This window comes from Arthrobacter sp. E1SS-5, from assembly GCF_057073715.1.
In genome coordinates this window covers 425,677-442,890 of record NZ_CP172703.1, presented here as the reverse complement: position 1 = coordinate 442,890, position 17,214 = coordinate 425,677, and the positions used below count along the sequence as shown (strand labels likewise).

The following is a 17,214-nucleotide window of genomic DNA, read 5'->3' as shown; positions in this document are numbered from 1 at the left end:
GATACCCATGACAGACAAATCAACCCGGCGCCGTGGCCGGGTCCTCCTCCGGCCGCTGACCCTGATTGCTGCAGTTGCCCTGGCACTCTCGGCCTGTGGTGCCCCCGCCGCAGCCCCTCCCGGCCAGAGCGGATCAGCCGCGGCCGGCGGAGGCGGCGGGGGCGGCAAGGTGGTTATCGGCGTGGGCGGCCAGACCCTCCTGACCTACCTTCCGACGACGCTGGCTCAGCAGCTTGGGTACTACAAGGATGAAGGCGTGGACGTCGAACTCCAGGACCTCCAAGGCGGCTCGAAGGCCCTGACCGCCATGGTTGGTGGCAGCACCAATGTGACCAGCGGCTACTACGAGCACACCATCCAGATGCAGGCCAAGAACCAGCAGATCAAGGCCTTCGTGGACATGGGCCAGTCTTCCGGCCTTGCCCTGCTGGTGGCGCCGAAGAACGAAGGCCAGATCAAGACAATTGCCGATCTCAAAGGCAAGAACGTGGGAGTGACGGCGCCGGGCTCCTCCACGGACATGTTCGTGAAGTTCCTGCTGGCCAAGAACAACATGCAGCAGTCCGATGCAGCGGTGTCCGCCATCGGCGCGGGATCTTCCGCCGTTGCCGCTGTTGAGCAGGGCCAGGTTGACGCAGCCGTAATGCTCGAACCGGACGTATCGGTCCTCACCAAGCGCATTGGCCACATTCCTGTAGTCCTGGAGGACGTCCGCACGGCCGAGGGGCTGAAGGAAGTGTTCTCCACTGATTCCTGGCCTTCCGCCTGCCTTTACGCCAAGACGGACTGGCTGAACCAGAACAAGGACACGGCCGCCAAGCTGGCCAAGGCCATCAAGCGCACCCTTGAGTACATCAACGGTCACTCCGGTGCCGAAATCGCGGCCAAGATGCCGGAAAGCTTCGCCGGCGGCGACAAGGATCTCTACGCGAAAGTCATCGACGACCTCAAGAAGACCCTGAGCAAGGACGGTACGTTCACCGAAGACGGCGTCCAGGCTGTCCTGAAAACCCAGCAGGTAGCCAACCCGGACGTGGGAAACAAGGACATCAAGCTTGCCGATACGTACACCAACGACCTCGTGAAGTAGCTGCTGCCGACGGCAGCGAACCACGCCCGGGGAGCAGCTTAAAAACGAAAGGTGCCCGGTCCCCCAAAGGGGCCGGGCACCTCGCCGTTTCTGTCCTAGGCGGAAGCAGCGGCGGAGCTGACCGCCTGGCCCAGCGACGTCGTCGGGCGCCCGATCAGCCGACGCAGGTCGCCGGTGCTGACCAGGAGATCGCCGCGCGCGATGCCAAGGTCGGAATCCGCAAGGATTTCAGCGAAAGCCTCCGGTACGCCAACACCAGTGAGCACGCCAACGTATTCCTCCGCGGGCAGGTCGTTGTACTTAATGGCCTTTCCGGTTGCGGCGCTGATCTCCGCCGCCAGGTCCGCCATGCTGAAAGCGTCATCGCCGCCCAGTTCGTAAACCTTGCCGGCCTGGGCGTCGGCCACCAGGACTGCAGCGGCCGCGTGCGCGTAGTCCACCCTGGCGGCCCCGCTGACCTTGCCCTCGCCGGCACTGCCCGCGAGAGCGCCCTGGGCAAGGGTTCCGGGCAGCTGCTCCGTGTAGTTCTCCAGGTACCAGCCGTTGCGCAGCAGCACGAAGGGCACTCCGGATTCGCGCAGCAGCGCCTCGGTTGCCTTGTGTTCATCGGCCAGCTTCATGGCCGTGGTGTCCGCGTTGGCGATGCTGGTGTAGGCCAGCAACTCCACGCCCTCCGCCTTGGCGGCTTCAATGACAGTCCGGTGCTGCTGGACCCGCTGTCCCACTTCGCTGCCGGAAATGAGCAGCACGCGCCGCGCACCCTTGAGGGCGGCTGCGACCGAGCCTGCATCGGCGTAGTCCATGGGCTTGACCTGCAACCCGCGCCCGGCGAAGTCCGCGAGCTTGTCCACCGAACGGCCGGCCGCCACGATTTCCTCCGCAGGTACTCCCCGCTCCAGGAGGGCTTCCAGAACGTGCCGGCCCAACTGTCCAGTGGCGCCTGTAACAACAATGCTCACGATGATTCCTTTCGGGATTTTGCTCTGTCGAAGAGCACAACCGCCGCCCGCGGACAAAACTTCCCAAAAGGGAGTACGCACTTCTAAGTAAGGTACTGACCTTTAGGTAAGCTACCGGTATGAAAGCAGCTCCCCTGCCCTTGGCGTTTGACGACGGCGTGTTCCCGGCAGGGTGCCCCAGCCGTGTGGTGCTGGACCACATCACCAGCAAATGGGGTGTCCTGATCCTGCTTGCGCTGTCCGAGGGCGAACAGCGCTGGAGCGATCTGCGACGCCGGGCCGAGGGCATCAGCGAGAAGATGCTGGCACAGACGTTGAAGACACTCGAGCGTGACGGCCTGGTGAGCAGGAACGCGCAGCCCGTCATTCCGCCGAGGGTGGACTACAGCCTCACCGAGCGGGGCTACGAGTTGAGCGCGCTCCTGGTACCACTTGTGGCGTGGGCATTCGAGAACGCGGAGGAGATCGTCAACGGGACCGGAGCGGGCAAGTAGCGGGTCTTCGAAACGCGAGTACCTGTTACTGGTGTGACTGGTGTGAATAGCACCTAGCGTAGGAGTACGGTGGCGGCCGGAATGGGAGGACCATCCTCTGCTGGGAGCGTTCCGCCGACCAGCACCGTTAGCAGGCGGCGGGCTGCCGCTTGAAGGAGTTGGTCACGTGGCCAAGGACTATGCGCAGGATCTTTCGGAGATGGGACAGCCCGTCAGCCTCGGCACTGTCCTCGCGGCAGCCTGGGGCCGGACGGTGGCGGCCCTCGGACCCCGTTGCCCTTACCGGGTTGGGGACACGGTGATAGGCGACGACCCCTTCAGCGGCAGGCGCGAAGGGGTCGTCGTATGGCAGGACCGCTGGTCGGTGGGAGTCAAGACGCCGTACGGTGTCTTCTTTTTCGACCACCGGATGGTCAAGCCCCTGGACTAGGGTGCCAGGGGGCCTGCGCTAGCGTGCGGACCAGCCGCCGTCCATCGTGTAGCTGGCGCCGGTGACCATGCCGGCGTCGTTCGACGCCAGCCACGCCACCAGGGAGGCCACCTCTTCCGGTTCCACCAGGCGCTTGATGGCGGATTCGGTGAGCATCACCTTGGACAGCACCTCGGATTCGGGGATGCCGTGCACCTGGGCCTGGTCCGCCAATTGTTTCTCCACCAGCGGTGTGCGCACATATCCGGGGTTGATGCAGTTGGAGGTGACTCCGTGCGGGCCGCCCTCCAGCGCCGTCACCTTGCTCAGCCCCTCCAGGCCGTGCTTGGCGGAGACGTACGCGCTCTTGAACGGGGAGGCACGGATGCCGTGCACCGAAGACACATTGATGATGCGGCCGAAGTTGTTGGCATACATATGCGGCAAGGCTGCCCGGATCAGCAGGAACGGCGCCTCCAGCATCAAAGTAACGATCCGGCGGAAGTCCGCGGGATCGAACTCCTGGATGGGGTTGATGCGCTGGATTCCGGCATTGTTGACCAGGATGTCGCAGTCCAGGCTCAGGGTGGCCAGTGCGTCTGTGTCCAGCAGGTCAACGCCCCATGCGCTGCCGCCCACCTCGTCCGCGAGAGCCTCGGCAGCGGCGGCATCGACGTCGGCCACCACCACTTTCGCGCCGCGCGCCGAGAGTGCGCGCACGCAGGCGGCACCGATTCCACTGGCACCACCGGTGACCAGGGCCTTGCGTCCATTCAGCGTGTTGTCCATTCCAGTTCTCCTTTATATGCCCTCACGATTCGTACGCCCCGCACGGTTGAGCGGGTTTCAGTCAGCGTGCGGCGGTCAGCAGCCCTTCGCGGGCAGCATCTTCCTTGTCAACGTCCTCCAGCGCAACACCCTTGGTCTCCTTCAGGCTCAGCACGGCCACTGCGGTGATGACGCAGGCGACCACCAGGTAGATGGCGGTGGGCAGCCAGGACCCGGTGTCCTTGAGCCACTGGGTGGCCAGCAGCGGCGCCAATGACCCGGCAAAGATGGACGTGACCTGCGAGCCCAGGGAGGCACCGGAGTACCGCATGCGGGTGGGGAACATTTCGGCCATGATGGCTGGCTGCCCGGCGTACATGAGGCCGTGCAGGATGAGGCCGATGGTCACGGCCAGGACGATCACCACGGCGTTGCGGGTATCGAACATGGGGAACGCGAAGAACGGCCAGGTGGCTCCGAGGACGGCGCCGGCCAGGTAGACGGGCTTGCGGCCGATCCGGTCCGCCAGGCGGCCGTACTGCGGAATGATGGCGAAGTGGATGATGTGCGCGATCAGCAGCGCCAGCAGCAGCGATGAGGTGTCGTACTTGTGCACGCTCTTGAGGTAGACAATCGAGAAGCTGACCACCAGGTAGTACATGATGTTTTCCGCGAACCGCAGGCCCATGGCCTGGAAGATGCCCTTGGGGTACTTACGGAGCACTTCGAACACGCCGTAGCTGACGGCCTGTTCCTTTTCGACCAACTCCTTGGCCTCGAGGAAGATGCGCGACTCGCTGACGTTGGTGCGGATGTAGTAGCCCACGAAGACGATTACGGCGGAGAGCCAGAAGGCCACGCGCCAGCCCCAGCCGAGGAAGGCCTCGCTGCTGAGAGTGGTGGACATGATATAGAGCACCAGGGTGGCCAGCAGGTTGCCCACCGGGACGGCGGCCTGCGGCCAGCTGGACCAGAAGGCGCGGGTCTTGTTCGGGCTCTGTTCGGCCACGAGGAGGACTGCTCCGCCCCATTCGCCGCCCAGCGCGAAGCCCTGGATAAAGCGCAGGGCCACCAGCAGCGCCGGAGCCAGGTATCCGATGTCGGCGAAACCGGGGAGGCAGCCCATCAGGAACGTGGACACGCCGATGATGACGATGGTCAGCTGCAGGGTGGGCTTGCGGCCCAGCTTGTCGCCAATCTGGCCGAACACGATGCCGCCCAGCGGGCGGGCGATGAAGCCCACGGCATAGGTCAGGAAGGCCTGGATGATTCCGTCCAGGTCATTCCCCGTGGCGGGAAAGAAGTACTTGCCGAATACCAGGGTGGCGGCAGTGGCGTACAGGAAGAACTCGTACCATTCCACCACCGTGCCCACCATTGATGCGGCAACAACCCTCTTCAGTCCCGATTCCTTGGGTGCATGCCCGGCGTCGATTGCCCGGCCTTGCTCAATGCTCATGGTTCTCCTCAGTGTCCACATTGACACGCGCTGTGATCTCCAGCACAAGTGACTCAGATGAGTATTGCTGCACAAAGAAGGCACTTCAATGGCTAAAAGAGCACTAAGTGTGTGCACAATTGCAGATATGAACGCGAATCCCGATGACCTGCTGGTCCTGCTTGCGGTGTCACGCTCGGCAAAATTTACGACGGCGGCACAGGCTTTGGGCCTGAACCACACCACGGTCTCGCGCAGGGTAGCCGCGTTGGAAAAGGCGCTCGGCGGCAGGGTCCTGTCCCGGGCCGCCGGAGGCTGGGAATTGACGGAGCTTGGCGAACAGGCGGTGCGGGCGGCGGAACAGGTGGAGGCGGTGCTGGGCACGCTGGGACCGACGGGCCAGGCACCCGACGCGATTGCCGGCGTCGTACGAATGACCGCGACGGATGGCTTCAGCGCCTATATTGCCGCCCCGGCCGTGGCACGGCTGCGCCGGGACCACCCCGGCCTCAGCGTGGAAGTGGTCACCATGACCCGCCGGGCCCTGCAACAGCGGTCGGGGCTGGACATCGAGGTGGTGGTGGGCGTACCCCAGGTGCACCGGGCCGAGGCCATCCGGCTGGGCGACTACCGGCTGGGCATGTACGCCTCCCGCACCTACCTCGAGGAGCATGGGATGCCGGCCACCGTGGCCGAACTCAACCAGCACCCACTGGTGTACTTCGTGGACTCGATGCTGCAGGTGGACGACCTCGACGCACCTCGCCGGCTGGTCCCGGCCATGCGCGATGGCCTTACCTCCACCAATGTGTTCGTCCATGTGGAAGCCACCCGGGCCGGCGCCGGCGTGGGATTCCTGCCGTGCTTCATGGCAGACCTCCACGATGACCTGGTCCGGCTGCTGCCCGACAAGATCGGCGAACTGCTCCCCTACTGGATGGTCCTGCGCCCGGACTCGCTGCGCCGTCCTGCCGTGGCTGCCGTCGTACAGGCGCTCCAGGACCGGATGGCGGAGCACCGCGAAGCGCTCCTGGGGAAGCAGGAATCCTCATCGACTGCTGGGTAACTGCCGTTTTGGACGCTGAAATTAAAAAGGGCCCACGCCGGCAGGGTTACCTGGCCGAACTTGTGAGGTCAGGGGGCCGGTGGGGATCAATCGATGGGGGCGGGACGGGGTCGTGGCGGACCGGCGTGCCGGCCGCGAACGCCCGCACCTGGGCGTCGTCCCAAAGGTGCGCGGGGACGGCACCGCCCAGGAGCCGGCGGCGCAGCTGGGGGTCGTCGCCGAAGGGCACGTCGCTGCCGGCCATCACCATGTTCCCGTAGCGCCTGCCCTTGAGCATGGCGGGGTCGGCGATGATCACCGTGTGCTTGAACGCGGCCGCGATGGTGGCGGCATCCTCCCGTGCGTTCCTGAGGTCCGGGGCATCGCCGGAGTTGGCCACGTACAGGCCGCCCGGCGCCAGGACCCGCTTGGCGTGGGCGGTGAACTCCGCCGTGGTCAGCGGGCGCGGGGTATGGGCGCCGGCAAAGACGTCCCGGATGATGAAGTCACGGGTCTGGGCGGTGAGGGTTTCGGTCACGGCGCGGGCCTCCCCCACGCGGATCCGCAGCAAAGGCGCCTTGGGAAGGTCGAACCACCCGCGCACGTACTCCGCCAGCTTCCCGTCCAGTTCCACCACCACCTGCCGGGCGTCCGGGTAGGCAGCGGAGAAGTAGCGCGCCATGGAGCAGGCGCCACCGCCCAGATGCAGCCCACGGAGTTTGTGGCCGCCCCCGGCAGGGGAACCGGCAGCGGACGACGGCGGCCACCGGGACTCGATGAGCGCCGCCATCCACCGCATGTACTCGAAGTCCAGGAACAGCGGATCAGCCAGGTCGATGTGCGAGCTCATGACGCCGTTGATCTTCAGGAGCCAACCGGTGGAATTGTCCTGGTCCGCCACCAGCTCGCAGTCACCGGTATCGATGTAATAGACACCCTCCACCGGACCAGTGGGGGCAGCACCCTTGGGCACCTCCACCACTCCCGGTGCGGGCCGGCCCCGGCCGCCTGACTTTCCGCGTTTGCCCATTACCCGTGCCCCGCTTCAGTCATGCCTCAACCCTAGTTGACCGGGCTGGCTGCCCCCTTGCCGTCCCGGATCCGGTTCACCACGGCCGTGGTGGACCGCTCTGCCACATAGTCCAGGATGGCCACCCGGCCGCCATACTCCTCCACGGCCGGTGTCTCTTCCAGCATTTCGGGGGTGTAGTCCCCGCCCTTGGCGTACACCTCAGGCCGGAGCCTGCGGATCAGCGGCGTGGCCGTAGGGGTGTCGAACACCGTCACGTAGTCCACGCAGCTGAGGGCCGCCACCACCGCTGCCCGGTCCACCCCGTTGTTGATGGGCCGGCCGGCACCCTTGAGCCGGCGCACGGAGTCGTCGCTGTTCAGGGCCACCACCAGGACGTCACCCAGCTGTTTGGCCTGGTTCAGGTAGCGGGTGTGACCGCTGTGCAGCACGTCGAAGCAGCCGTTGGTCAACACGATCCGCTGGCCCTGGGCCCGGTGCAGCTCCATCTGCCGCTCCAGCTCATCCGCGCTTAGCGCCGTGTCCGCGAAAGCCTCCAGATACCGGCTGAGCTGGGCGGTGCTGCACACGGAGGTGCCGGGCTGGTGCACCACCACGTCGGCAGCCGACTGGGCGAGGTCCAGGCTGGCGGTCAGCGGCAGCCCGGCTGCGCGGGCCAAGGTCAGGGCCGCCACAAAGGTATCGCCCGCCCCGGATGCCTGTTTCTCGGCTGCCGGCCGTGCCCACGTGCGGTGCCGCACGCCGTCGGACGTCAACAGCACGGTGCCGTCCCGGTCCAGCGTGACCACCACGGCGCGCGCGCCGGTTCCCTGGAGCAACGTTGCAGCCTCGGCACCCACCGCGTCCACCCGTTCCTGGCCTTCCGGCAGTTTCCGGTCCAGCAGCTGCGCGGCCTCCTGCGCATTCGGGGTCACCAGGTCGGGCTGCAGGGCGGCCCACGGGCGGGGGTCATGCGCGTCAACCACCACGAGCGGACGGTCGGTTCCGGCAGTGCCGCTGCCAAGGACCTCGGCAAGAGCTGTGCGGACGGGGTCCGCCACCACGCCGGTTCCGTAGTCGCACACCAGGACAGCATCCCGGCGTTCGACGGCGGCACCCACCGACGCGGTGAGCGCGGCGAGGGCGTCGGCAGGGACAGTTTTGGCCGAGTCGTCGAGGCGCAGCATCACCTGGCCCCCGCTGCTGATCCGGATCTTGGTGGTGGTGACCATGTCCGGGTGCGTGTGCAGGTGCTGGACATCGATGCCTGCGGCGGCAAGCTGCCCGCGCAGGTCCTCACCGGCGTCGTCGGCGCCGATGATGCCGGCCACCGACACCTTCGCGCCCAAGGCAGCCAAGTTCATGGCGGTGTTGGCCGCCCCGCCCGGAACCGATTCACGGGTCTGGATGTCCACCACCGGCGCCGGGGCTTCCCGGCACAGCCGTTCAATGTTGCCGCTCCACCAGCCGTCCAGCATGACGTCACCGATTACCAGGATCGAAGGCTGCTCCGCGGCCAGCCGGCCGGGCAGCCAGTCGGACAGTGCCCGCTGGGTGGAGAGATCGGCATGTTCCGGGGACGCACTCATGGCAGGTCCTGTTCCTCGGGGACGGAACCGGCTCCGGAACCTGCCGGTGCCGGCGGAGCTTCGATGTGCACCACCTTGACCTGGGTGAACTCGTCCAGCAGCTCGGGCCCGTAGCCGAACCCGGCACCGCTCTCTCCGCGTGGCTGGGCAGCACCTCCGGGTGCGCCGCCAAACACTGCGTTGACCTTCACGGTTCCCACGGGCAGCGCGGCCACTGCCTGCTGGATGTGTGCGATGTTGCCGCTCAGGACGGTGGCGGCCAGGCCGTACCTGCCGCTGCAGGCCAGGCGCAGGCCGTCGTCGAACGTGTCCACCACCTGCACCGGCGCCACCGGACCGAACGTCTCTTCGGCCATGACCTGCATATCATCGGTGCAGTCCAGCAGGACCGTAGCGGGGTAAAAGGAACCGGGCCCGTCCGGCACGCTGCCGCCCTCGACGGCGCGCGCGCCCTGCGCCAGGGCATCGGCAACGTGGGCGTGGACGGCGTCCCGCATCCGCAGGTCCACAAGCGGCGCCACGGTGCCATTGTTGTTCCGGAGCGCCGCCTCTGCCTCCAGGGCGTTGCAGAACTCCTTGGCGATATCGCGGTGGACATAGATCCGTTCCACCGAAGTACAGATCTGCCCGCTGTTGGCGAACGCACCGATCGCGGCCTGCTCCGCCGCCCAGGCCGGGTCGACGTCACGGTCCACCAGCAACGGGTCATTGCCGCCGTTTTCCCTGATGACATGGGCGCCCGTGAGGGCTCCTGCCTGGGCTATCCGGGCACCGGATGCGCTGGATCCAACATGGGCAATGACGTCCACCTCCGCCTGGGACAGGGCGGCACCTACTCCGGCCCCGCCGGAAATGGTCAGGAAGACACCGGAGGGGAAGGCCGGGGCCAGGACCTCGCCCAGCGCCTCGCCCAGGCGCGGGCAGCGCTCACTGGGTTTGTGGATCACCGCGTTGCCTGTGACCAGCGCGGCGCCGATGAGTCCGCAGGCTACGGCTACGGGGTCGTTCCACGGGGTCAGCAGGACTGCCACCCCGCGCGGTTCAGCGATGGTGTAGTCGGTGGCTGACCGGCTGCCGCGGAGGCTGTGGCCGCGCTGGACCGGGCCCAGTTCGGCATACTGCTCCAGGGTGGAGACACCGGCGGCGATGCCTGCCAATGCCTCGGCTTCCGGCCGTCCGGTTTCGCTGGCGTTCAGGCCCGCGAGTTCCTGTGCAGCTGCTTCGAGCGCCTTGGCGGCGGCACGGAGGGCTGCACCGCGTTCGGCGGGAGCTGTTGCTGCCCAGCCGGAAGCAGCCCTGCGGGCCACGCTCACGGCATCGTTCACTGCGTCCGGTTCCGCTTCGGGAACTGTCCAAAGCACCTCCCCGGTTCGCGGGTCCTGGATGGTGACGCCGGCGCCCTGGGCTGTTTCATTGCCTGCGGTTGTTTCGATGGCTGTGGTGGGCATGGTGTTCCTCCCGCCTTTCGGTGCTGGATGAGTTGCTGCTGGTGGTCCTGCTGTGGCCGCACCAGGTGCGTGCGGCCACGGCAGTGGTTCGGCCGGTTCCGGCTTAGGGCCAGGAGCCTTCTTCCTCGTGGCAGATCAGCATTTCGCGGACCTCGCAGCCCGTTGGCTGGTTGAGGGCGAACAGGATGGCCTGCGCAGTGTTGGCGGGGTCGTTGAGCCGGGAATCGTCCTGCGGCTTGTACTGCTCCGTCCGGTCATCGAAGAAGCGCGTCTTCATGCCGCCGGGGATCATGGTGGTCACGCCGATTTCGCCACCGGTTTCCGCAGCGAGCGCGTGGCTGAAGCCCACAACGCCGAACTTGGAGGCGCAGTAGGCGGTGGCATCGGCCACGGCGCGCTTGCCCAGGGTTGAGGCGACGGTGACTACCCGGCCGTGGGTTTCCTTAAGGTAGGGCAGCGCCGCGCGCACGGTGGAAACGGTGCCCATCAGGTTGACCCCGATGACCTTTTCCCATTCGGTGGCTTCGACGTCGGCCAGCTTGCCGCAGCGGTCAATCCCGGCAGCGGTGACCACCGCGTCCAGGCCGCCCAAGGTCTCGGCGGCTTCCCTGACAGCGTGCTCCACGGCGGCGCGGTCCGCCACATCCACTTCGAACGCCTTCACGCCGGAGACGCTGCTGATGTCGCGGTCCAGGACAACCGGGGTGCCTCCTGAACGGAGGACAGCGTCGACGACGGCGGCCCCCAGTCCGGAGGCACCTCCCGTTACCAGGACGCGGCCGGGCGTGGTGGAGGCAGTTGCAGTTGGTTCTGCAGTCATGGTGTTCCTTTCAATGGGGAAAACAAGTTTGCGAAGTAGCGGATCAGCTGACCTTGGCGAGTGCGTCCGCCAAGCCTGTCGTGGAGCGGGCGGGGTGGAAGGGGACGGTAAGGCAGCGGCCGCCCCAGCTTTCCACCAGGTCCGCCTCGGGGAGGCGGGCGCCTTTGTAGTCGCCGCCCTTGACCCAGATATCGGGGCGGAGCCGGTCCAGCGCGGCCTCGGGGGTGTCCTCGTCGAAGACCATCACGGCGTCCACGCACTCCATGGCCAGAAGCAGTTCCGCCCTGTCGTGCTGGCCAATGATGGGGCGCTCCGGGCCCTTGAGCCGCCGCACCGAGTCATCGGAGTTCAGGCAGACTATGAGGCAGTCCCCCAGCTCCCGGGCTGCTGCGAGGGACCGGATGTGGCCCGCGTGGATCAGGTCGAAGCAACCACCCGTAGCCACCACCTTTCCGCCGCTTTCGCGCACCGAGCGGGCAAGCAGCAGCGGCTCGGTGGTTCGCCGGGCCGGGGCCGGCGTGGGCCTGGGACTACCGGCGGCAGCATCGGGTTCATCGGTCTCCGGCAATGCCGAGACTCCCCCTGCCGCCAGGAAATCCGCGGCGTCATGGACTGCCAGCGCGGCCGCTTCCGGCAGGTCGCGTCCGGCCAGGAGGTGCACTGCAAGGCTGGCCGCCAACCGGTCGCCGGCGCCGCACGGGTCGCCCGCTTCCACCCGCGGCGCAGGAACGGCATGGGAAGCGGCCTCTCCCTGCTGCAGCAGGACGGCCCCCTCCTCACCCTTCGTCACCAGGACGGCCTGGCTGCGCCAACGCTCCAGCAGGACCTCCGCTACGGCTGCCGCGGGGTCATCGGAGTCGGGCAGGCCGCCGGCTCCGGACTGCACGGCCTTGGTGGCTTCGGAAATGTTCGGAGTCACGACGGCGACGCCCGGCACGGGTTCGGGCCCGGAGGGGTGCGGATCCCAGATGATGGGCACGGTGCCGGCGAGCCGTGCGAGCAGGTCCCGCAGCTGCGGGTTGGCCGCCAGGCCCCTGCCGTAATCGGCAACGATGACCACGCCGGCTTTCTCTACGGCACGGAGCATGGCGGGGCTGACGTCGGGGACCGGGGTCTTCTCACAGCCCTGGTCAAAACGGACCACCGGATGGGAACCTGCCCGCACCCGGGTCTTGACCGGCGAAGGGTGGCCGCTGTTCCCCGCCACGAGCCGCACCCCGGCGAGCTGTGCACGCAGCTGGCTGCCGGCGTCGTCATTCCCCAGGACCGTCACCAGGGTGACTGGCCAGCCGTCCTGCGCCAGCATGCGCGCCACCAGGCCCGCACCGCCGGCACGGCGGCGGACGCCCGAGACGTCCACCACGGGGACGGGGGCATCAGGGCTGAGCCGGGTTGCCTCACCGGAAAGGTCGACGTCGAGCATCACGTCGCCCACCACAACGATCCTCATCGCAGGCCACCGTTTGCCACCGCGGTGGTCAGGGAGGGAGTGTGCCGGGCCACCTCAAGGTCGAAGGCGCGGCACACGGCGTGCAGCGCGATCAGGTGCCCTTCCTGGGCATTGGCGTTCAAGGCGTCAACCATGACCGCCTCGTCGCAGGCCTCGGACAAGGGGTTGGGTCCGGAGCCGGTAAGCGCCCAGGTGGTCACGTTGAGGCGGGAGGCAGCTTCCGCAGCCCGCAGCAGGTTGGGGCTCTTGCCGCTGGTGGACAGCAGCATCAGCACGTCGCCCGAGCGGCCGTGCGCCCGCACCTGCCGGGCAAAGACGTCGTCGTACCCGTAGTCGTTGGCGATCGCGGTGACGGCGGACGACTCGGCATGCAGGGAAATTGCGGAGAAGGGCACCCGCTCGGAGTCGAACCGCCCCACCAATTCGGCGGTCAGGTGCTGCGCCTCCGCGGCCGAGCCGCCGTTTCCTGCCGCCAGGAGCCGATGCCCGCGAAGCAGGCGCTGGGCCAGCTCCACACCCCAGGCGGCAAGCCGGCCGGACTGGCTGCGCAGCGATTCCAGCGCCGGAAGCACGTTGTCCAGGTGGGTGCGGACGGCGTCCGCACTGGCGGGGTCCACGAACGTGGCTCCCGGAAGCACCGCAGGCAGCGCCGGCGGCACCATCAGTGTGCGGAGGTCTGCTTCGCGCAGGCTTGATTCACGCAGGGATGATTCGGCAGTCACAGTGCGGCTCCTTCCATCGGTACGATCCCGGCCGGAGCGCCCGCCTGGGCGCTTTTCTGGACGCCGGCCACGGCCAACTGGTAGGCCTTTTCGGTTTCCGCTGCCACCCGGTCCCAGGAGTAGCGGGTGCGGGCCCGGCGCTCGCCAGCCTGGCCGAGCTTGGCCCTGAGGGTTGGATTTTCCAGCAGCAGCGACAGGGCCGACGCAATGGCCTCAGGGTCCTTGGGCGGCACGTGCAGGCCGGTGGCGTGGTCCACCACCGTGTCCCGGAGCCCACCCACCACGGCGGCCACCACGGGAACACCGCAGGCCATGGCCTCAAGCGGCACGATGCCGAAGGGCTCGTACCAGGGAGCGCAGACCACGGCGTCGGCGCTGCGGAAGATGCCGGGCATTTCGGTCCGCGAGACCTGGCCCTGCAGCGTCACCTGTTCGGACACGCCGAGCTCGGCGGCCAGGTCCAGAAGGCGGCGGATTTCCGGGTCGGTGTGCATGCTGTTCGAGTCCCCGCCACCGCCCACGATCAGGAGTTCGACGTCCTCGAATCCCGCAGCCTTGAGGTACGGGAGCGCGCGGATGACCAAGTCCACGCCCTTGCGCGGCACCAGCCGCCCCACCGACAGGATCCGGTAGCGGCGCTTCCGCTCGGCCACCGGCCCCTTCGGCGAGAAGAAGGCAAGGTCCACACCGCAGGGGGCGATGGAAATCTTGCCAGTTGCGATGCCCATGGCCTTGAGCTCGAAGACCTCGTCCGAACAGGTGGCGATGATCCGGTCCGCCGAACGTCCGACGCCCGGTTCCAGCCAGCGGCGTGCCTCCGGGCTGGTGTCCTCCGCTCCCTGGTGCCTGCGCTTCACGGTTCCCAGCGCGTGGAAAGTCTGCAGCATGGGCACGCGGTACCCGGTTTCGGGCCGCCTGGCGGCGTCCAGGGCGGCGAGGCCGGACATCCAGAAGTGTCCGTGCACCACGTCCGGCGGTCGCTGGCCCCAGTCGCTGGCCACGCCGTCGGCGAGTTCACCCATATAGGGCAGCAGCTCGTCCTTGGGCACATGGCGGGCAGGACCGGCGTCGACGTGGACCACCTCCAGGCGGCGTCCCACGCGGACCCGTTCGGGGAGCTCCGTTGCGTCCCTGCGGGTATAGACGGTGACATGGTGTCCCCGGTTGGCAAGGGCTTCCGACAGCGCGGCGACGTGCACGTTTTGCCCGCCGGCATCCACCCCGCCCAGTGCCGCCAGCGGACTGGCGTGCTCGGAAATCATGGCGATCTTCATGGGGTCTTCCTCTCCCGCGCCGGAACGAGGATCCGCTCGTCCGGACGTTCGTTGTCGGAGTGCCGGGGCCGGCTCCGCAGGTCCGCCAGGAGCTCGTCCCAGCGGTCCTGGAACCTGCCCAGGCCGTAACGCTCCAGCGCCGCCTCACGGGCGGCGACTCCCCGCCGTCGGGCCTCATCCGGGTTGGCGATCAGCCGCGCCGCGCAGCGGAGCAGCTCGTCGACGTCCGCGGAAACGATGCCGGCTTCCTGGGGTACCGCCCTGGGGGCCTCCGTGGCCGCGAGCACCACCACCGGCATGCCCAGATGCATGGCTTCCAGGAGGGACAGGCCCAGCGAGGTCCAGCGCATCGGGTGGATGTAGACCCGGCAGCGGGCGAGTTCCCGGTGCAGGTCACGGGTTTTCAGGTCGCCCCGGGCCGTCAGCCGTGAAGCTTCGATTCCGGTGGCTTCGGCGAGGCCGTCCGTTTTCATGCCGAACACCTGCAGCGGCGCCACTGAGGCGAAGCCGGACAGCAGGTCCGTTCCAGTGACGCGGCCCCGGCGGACGGGCTCGTTGATCACGACGCCCAGTTCCGGCAGCTCGCCGGTGTAGAGCTGTCCCGGGTCAGGGATGCCGTGCTCGATCACTGTGGTGGGAGCGGAGCCGTTGTCCCAGGCCAGCCGGTTGAAATGGGTGACGTGCACAACGGGGATGCTTCTTTGGTCAGCGAGCGGGTGGCTGATGTTCGGGAAGTTGCCTTTGGGCGTGTTGTGCTCCACGAACACGGCGGGAAGGTCGACGCCGGGCATGCGTCCCAAAGTACGGACCACTTCGTCGATCTCTTCGGCCCGTTGGAGGACGACGGCGTCCACGGAGTCGGCGTCGAGCGTCGCCAGGTCCACCTCCCGCACGGATTCCGGCCAGTCCCTGCCGGCGCGGCCCAGCCCCCAGGCCCCACCCCCGGGCAGGACGGGGAGCAGGTACTCATGACGGCCGCGGACAAACGCGTCCGTCCAGGAACCGTGGACATGCCAGAGCAGGATTCTCATCTGTGGCGGGCCTTTCTACGGGTACTGACGTGGGTGCTGAAGGAACTCACTCCGCTGATCAGGCGTTCCACCGCCGCCACCACTTCTTCGGGCGAAACGGAGTCGAGGCAGGGGTGGCCGGGGACCGGGCAAACCCGGGCGCGGGACATGCGGCAGGGGGCGTTTTGGTCCCCGAGGAGTTCCAGGGGCACGCCGTACGGCGCCCAGCGGATGGCCGGGACCACGGGGGAAAACAGGCACGCGACGGGTGTGCCCACCGCGGCGGCCAGGTGGGCCGGCCCTGTGTTACCGCTGACCACGGCATCGGCGCCGGCCATGACGCCCGCCATGGTGGAAAGATCAGTACGTCCGCCCAGGTCCAGGGCGGAGGGGCCGGCCACCGTGGCGGTCAGCGACTTTTCCGCCGGCCCGCCGGTGACCACCACGCGGTACCCGGCACCCTGGAGGAGTTCGACGGCGGCGGCATGGTGCAGCGGCGGCCACGCCCTTGCGGGGACGGCCGCTCCGGGATGGACCACAACGTAGGGTTCGTCGCCTACCAGGCCGGTTACGTCGGGGATGGAGCCGACATGGAGTTTCCCGTCGTCCCCGGCCGGAAGCCGGAAACCTGCGGCCTCGGCAATGCCAAGCGCCCGTTCCGCCTCCGGCTGGTCTTCGGGGAAGTCCTCGCCGGGCTTGAGTCGAACGTCCAGCAGGGAGCCTGCATAGTCCGTTGAGGCCCCCGTAATGCGCTCTACGCCGGCGAGCCGCAGCAGCAGCGCCAGCGGCAGCGGCGACTGGTGGAAGGACGTAAGGATGACGGCTTCGGTGATCCGGGAATTGCGGACGAATTCGATCAGCCGGTCGGCATGCGGACCGGTCATCCGGGGCGCCGGATTCATGATCCAGGGGCTGTCCCAGCTGTACACCTCTGCCACCCCCGGCAGCATCGCGGCAGCAGCTTCACCCTGCCGGCCGCACAGCATCACCACGTGGTTGGTGCTGCCGCCGTACTGTGCCCGCCCGTTGGCCACTGCCCGGACGGCGGGGCCGGCCAGCAGGACATCGCCCATGCTGTCCAGCCGGGCCACCAGGACCCGCCCCATCAGGCAGTCCCCTGCAGGAGTCCGACGGCGGACGCAAGATCCGGGGCGACCAACCGCGCAGCGGCCACCTCTTCGGCACGCGTCACGGGGGTGGGAACCAGCACTCCGGTGGCACCGGCCGCTTCGGCAGCGCCCACGTCCGCGCCGATGTCCCCGATCAGCGCGGCTTCGGATTCGGGGATCCCAAGTTTGCGGCAGGCGCTGTGCACCATCCCGGGGGCAGGTTTGCGGCAGTCGCAGCCGTCCTGTTCCGCATGCGGGCAGACCTCCCACACGTCGAACGGTCCCAGGAGTTCTTCCACGCGGGCATTGACTTTTGACACGTCCTCTGCCGTGATCAGGCCGCGGGCAATGCCCGACTGGTTGCTGATCACGCCGGTGGCGATGCCGTCTGCCCGCAGGCTGTCCAGCACGGCCTTGGCGCCGGCCATGGGCCGTACTTTGCCGGGGTCCCCGTTGTAGGGCACATCGACCACCAGGGTCCCGTCCCGGTCGAACAGGACAGCCCGGAGCTTGGAGGTTTCAGAGCTTCCCATAACCAACCTGTTCCCTCCTGCTGCTGCTCCTAAACAGCGCCCCAGGC

At 67.7% G+C, this 17,214-nt stretch carries 17 protein-coding genes; 4 read left to right on the top strand and 13 right to left on the bottom strand.

What is annotated here, in order from left to right; genetic code table 11:
• Nucleotides 1–7 precede the first annotated feature (7 nt).
• Nucleotides 8–1,090, top strand: a complete 1,083-nt coding sequence (locus ACIGJD_RS02185) for an ABC transporter substrate-binding protein (RefSeq protein WP_483688101.1) — start codon at nucleotides 8–10, stop codon at nucleotides 1,088–1,090.
• Between the two features lie 95 nt (nucleotides 1,091–1,185).
• Here ACIGJD_RS02185 and ACIGJD_RS02180 read toward each other — a convergent pair whose 3' ends face one another.
• Nucleotides 1,186–2,049, bottom strand: coding sequence for an SDR family oxidoreductase (locus ACIGJD_RS02180; RefSeq protein ID WP_236821146.1), 864 nt, complete (start codon nucleotides 2,047–2,049; stop codon nucleotides 1,186–1,188).
• Between the two features lie 119 nt (nucleotides 2,050–2,168).
• On the opposite strand from ACIGJD_RS02180, the gene ACIGJD_RS02175 reads away from it, so the two are divergent.
• Both ACIGJD_RS02175 and ACIGJD_RS02170 read left to right on the top strand, forming a co-directional pair.
• The gene (locus tag ACIGJD_RS02175; RefSeq protein ID WP_236800826.1) at nucleotides 2,169–2,543 is read left to right on the top strand and encodes a winged helix-turn-helix transcriptional regulator; all 375 of its coding nucleotides are present in this window, start codon (nucleotides 2,169–2,171) and stop codon (nucleotides 2,541–2,543) included.
• A gap of 166 nt (nucleotides 2,544–2,709) precedes the next feature.
• The gene (locus ACIGJD_RS02170; protein WP_483688100.1) at nucleotides 2,710–2,973 is read left to right on the top strand and encodes a hypothetical protein; all 264 of its coding nucleotides are present in this window, start codon (nucleotides 2,710–2,712) and stop codon (nucleotides 2,971–2,973) included.
• An 18-nt stretch (nucleotides 2,974–2,991) separates the two neighbouring features.
• Here ACIGJD_RS02170 and ACIGJD_RS02165 read toward each other — a convergent pair whose 3' ends face one another.
• The gene (locus tag ACIGJD_RS02165) at nucleotides 2,992–3,741 is read right to left on the bottom strand and encodes a 3-hydroxybutyrate dehydrogenase (protein WP_236821145.1); all 750 of its coding nucleotides are present in this window, start codon (nucleotides 3,739–3,741) and stop codon (nucleotides 2,992–2,994) included.
• A 61-nt stretch (nucleotides 3,742–3,802) separates the two neighbouring features.
• Nucleotides 3,803–5,179 carry an MFS transporter gene (locus ACIGJD_RS02160; RefSeq protein WP_236821144.1) on the bottom strand — a complete coding sequence of 459 codons (1,377 nt, stop codon included), beginning with the start codon at nucleotides 5,177–5,179 and terminating at the stop codon, nucleotides 3,803–3,805.
• Between the two features lie 127 nt (nucleotides 5,180–5,306).
• Here ACIGJD_RS02160 and ACIGJD_RS02155 point away from each other — a divergent pair, with 127 nt between their 5' ends.
• The gene (locus ACIGJD_RS02155; RefSeq protein ID WP_236821143.1) at nucleotides 5,307–6,224 is read left to right on the top strand and encodes a LysR family transcriptional regulator; all 918 of its coding nucleotides are present in this window, start codon (nucleotides 5,307–5,309) and stop codon (nucleotides 6,222–6,224) included.
• A 46-nt stretch (nucleotides 6,225–6,270) separates the two neighbouring features.
• Here ACIGJD_RS02155 and ACIGJD_RS02150 read toward each other — a convergent pair whose 3' ends face one another.
• From ACIGJD_RS02150 to ACIGJD_RS02105, 10 genes are all read right to left on the bottom strand, one after another.
• Complete coding sequence (locus ACIGJD_RS02150; protein WP_483688099.1) at nucleotides 6,271–7,233, bottom strand: spermidine synthase; 963 nt, start codon at nucleotides 7,231–7,233, stop codon at nucleotides 6,271–6,273.
• A gap of 32 nt (nucleotides 7,234–7,265) precedes the next feature.
• Nucleotides 7,266–8,801: a D-glycero-beta-D-manno-heptose 1-phosphate adenylyltransferase gene (gene rfaE2 / locus ACIGJD_RS02145; RefSeq protein ID WP_483688098.1), complete on the bottom strand. Its 1,536-nt coding sequence runs from the start codon at nucleotides 8,799–8,801 to the stop codon at nucleotides 7,266–7,268.
• Nucleotides 8,798–10,249 carry an aldehyde dehydrogenase family protein gene (locus ACIGJD_RS02140; protein WP_483688097.1) on the bottom strand — a complete coding sequence of 484 codons (1,452 nt, stop codon included), beginning with the start codon at nucleotides 10,247–10,249 and terminating at the stop codon, nucleotides 8,798–8,800. The genes rfaE2 and ACIGJD_RS02140 overlap by 4 nt, the downstream gene beginning before the upstream one ends.
• A 103-nt stretch (nucleotides 10,250–10,352) precedes the next feature.
• Entirely contained in the window at nucleotides 10,353–11,069 is a 717-nt protein-coding gene (locus tag ACIGJD_RS02135) for an SDR family oxidoreductase (RefSeq protein ID WP_483688096.1), read from the bottom strand.
• Nucleotides 11,070–11,112: 43 nt separating this feature from the next.
• A complete protein-coding gene (locus ACIGJD_RS02130) occupies nucleotides 11,113–12,519 on the bottom strand; it encodes a PfkB family carbohydrate kinase (RefSeq protein ID WP_483688095.1) in 1,407 nt (468 codons plus the stop codon).
• A complete protein-coding gene (locus ACIGJD_RS02125; protein ID WP_236821965.1) occupies nucleotides 12,516–13,181 on the bottom strand; it encodes a D-sedoheptulose-7-phosphate isomerase in 666 nt (221 codons plus the stop codon). Before ACIGJD_RS02125 ends, ACIGJD_RS02130 begins: the two co-directional genes overlap by 4 nt.
• Before the next feature lie 56 nt (nucleotides 13,182–13,237).
• A complete protein-coding gene (locus ACIGJD_RS02120) occupies nucleotides 13,238–14,515 on the bottom strand; it encodes a glycosyltransferase (RefSeq protein ID WP_483688094.1) in 1,278 nt (425 codons plus the stop codon).
• Nucleotides 14,512–15,546 (bottom strand): glycosyltransferase, encoded by a 1,035-nt coding sequence (locus tag ACIGJD_RS02115; protein WP_483688093.1) that lies wholly within the window; start codon nucleotides 15,544–15,546, stop codon nucleotides 14,512–14,514. Before ACIGJD_RS02115 ends, ACIGJD_RS02120 begins: the two co-directional genes overlap by 4 nt.
• The gene (locus ACIGJD_RS02110; protein WP_483688092.1) at nucleotides 15,543–16,631 is read right to left on the bottom strand and encodes a glycosyltransferase family 9 protein; all 1,089 of its coding nucleotides are present in this window, start codon (nucleotides 16,629–16,631) and stop codon (nucleotides 15,543–15,545) included. Before ACIGJD_RS02110 ends, ACIGJD_RS02115 begins: the two co-directional genes overlap by 4 nt.
• Complete coding sequence (locus ACIGJD_RS02105) at nucleotides 16,631–17,167, bottom strand: D-glycero-alpha-D-manno-heptose-1,7-bisphosphate 7-phosphatase (protein ID WP_483688091.1); 537 nt, start codon at nucleotides 17,165–17,167, stop codon at nucleotides 16,631–16,633. The genes ACIGJD_RS02110 and ACIGJD_RS02105 overlap by 1 nt, the downstream gene beginning before the upstream one ends.
• Nucleotides 17,168–17,214: the final 47 nt, after the last annotated feature.

Coding starts and splice junctions, on each gene's coding strand:
- ACIGJD_RS02130 (WP_483688095.1), bottom strand. CDS start 12,519: ATGAGGATCGTTGTGGTGGGCGACGTGATGCTCGACGTCGACCTTTCC.
- ACIGJD_RS02185 (WP_483688101.1), top strand. CDS start 8: ATGACAGACAAATCAACCCGGCGCCGTGGCCGGGTCCTCCTCCGGCCG.
- ACIGJD_RS02150 (WP_483688099.1), bottom strand. CDS start 7,233: ATGGGCAAACGCGGAAAGTCAGGCGGCCGGGGCCGGCCCGCACCGGGA.
- ACIGJD_RS02155 (WP_236821143.1), top strand. CDS start 5,307: ATGAACGCGAATCCCGATGACCTGCTGGTCCTGCTTGCGGTGTCACGC.
- ACIGJD_RS02120 (WP_483688094.1), bottom strand. CDS start 14,515: ATGAAGATCGCCATGATTTCCGAGCACGCCAGTCCGCTGGCGGCACTG.
- ACIGJD_RS02125 (WP_236821965.1), bottom strand. CDS start 13,181: ATGGTGCCGCCGGCGCTGCCTGCGGTGCTTCCGGGAGCCACGTTCGTG.
- ACIGJD_RS02105 (WP_483688091.1), bottom strand. CDS start 17,167: ATGGGAAGCTCTGAAACCTCCAAGCTCCGGGCTGTCCTGTTCGACCGG.
- ACIGJD_RS02160 (WP_236821144.1), bottom strand. CDS start 5,179: ATGAGCATTGAGCAAGGCCGGGCAATCGACGCCGGGCATGCACCCAAG.
- ACIGJD_RS02135 (WP_483688096.1), bottom strand. CDS start 11,069: ATGACTGCAGAACCAACTGCAACTGCCTCCACCACGCCCGGCCGCGTC.
- ACIGJD_RS02175 (WP_236800826.1), top strand. CDS start 2,169: ATGAAAGCAGCTCCCCTGCCCTTGGCGTTTGACGACGGCGTGTTCCCG.
- rfaE2 (WP_483688098.1), bottom strand. CDS start 8,801: ATGAGTGCGTCCCCGGAACATGCCGATCTCTCCACCCAGCGGGCACTG.
- ACIGJD_RS02140 (WP_483688097.1), bottom strand. CDS start 10,249: ATGCCCACCACAGCCATCGAAACAACCGCAGGCAATGAAACAGCCCAG.
- ACIGJD_RS02165 (WP_236821145.1), bottom strand. CDS start 3,741: ATGGACAACACGCTGAATGGACGCAAGGCCCTGGTCACCGGTGGTGCC.
- ACIGJD_RS02115 (WP_483688093.1), bottom strand. CDS start 15,546: ATGAGAATCCTGCTCTGGCATGTCCACGGTTCCTGGACGGACGCGTTT.
- ACIGJD_RS02110 (WP_483688092.1), bottom strand. CDS start 16,631: ATGGGGCGGGTCCTGGTGGCCCGGCTGGACAGCATGGGCGATGTCCTG.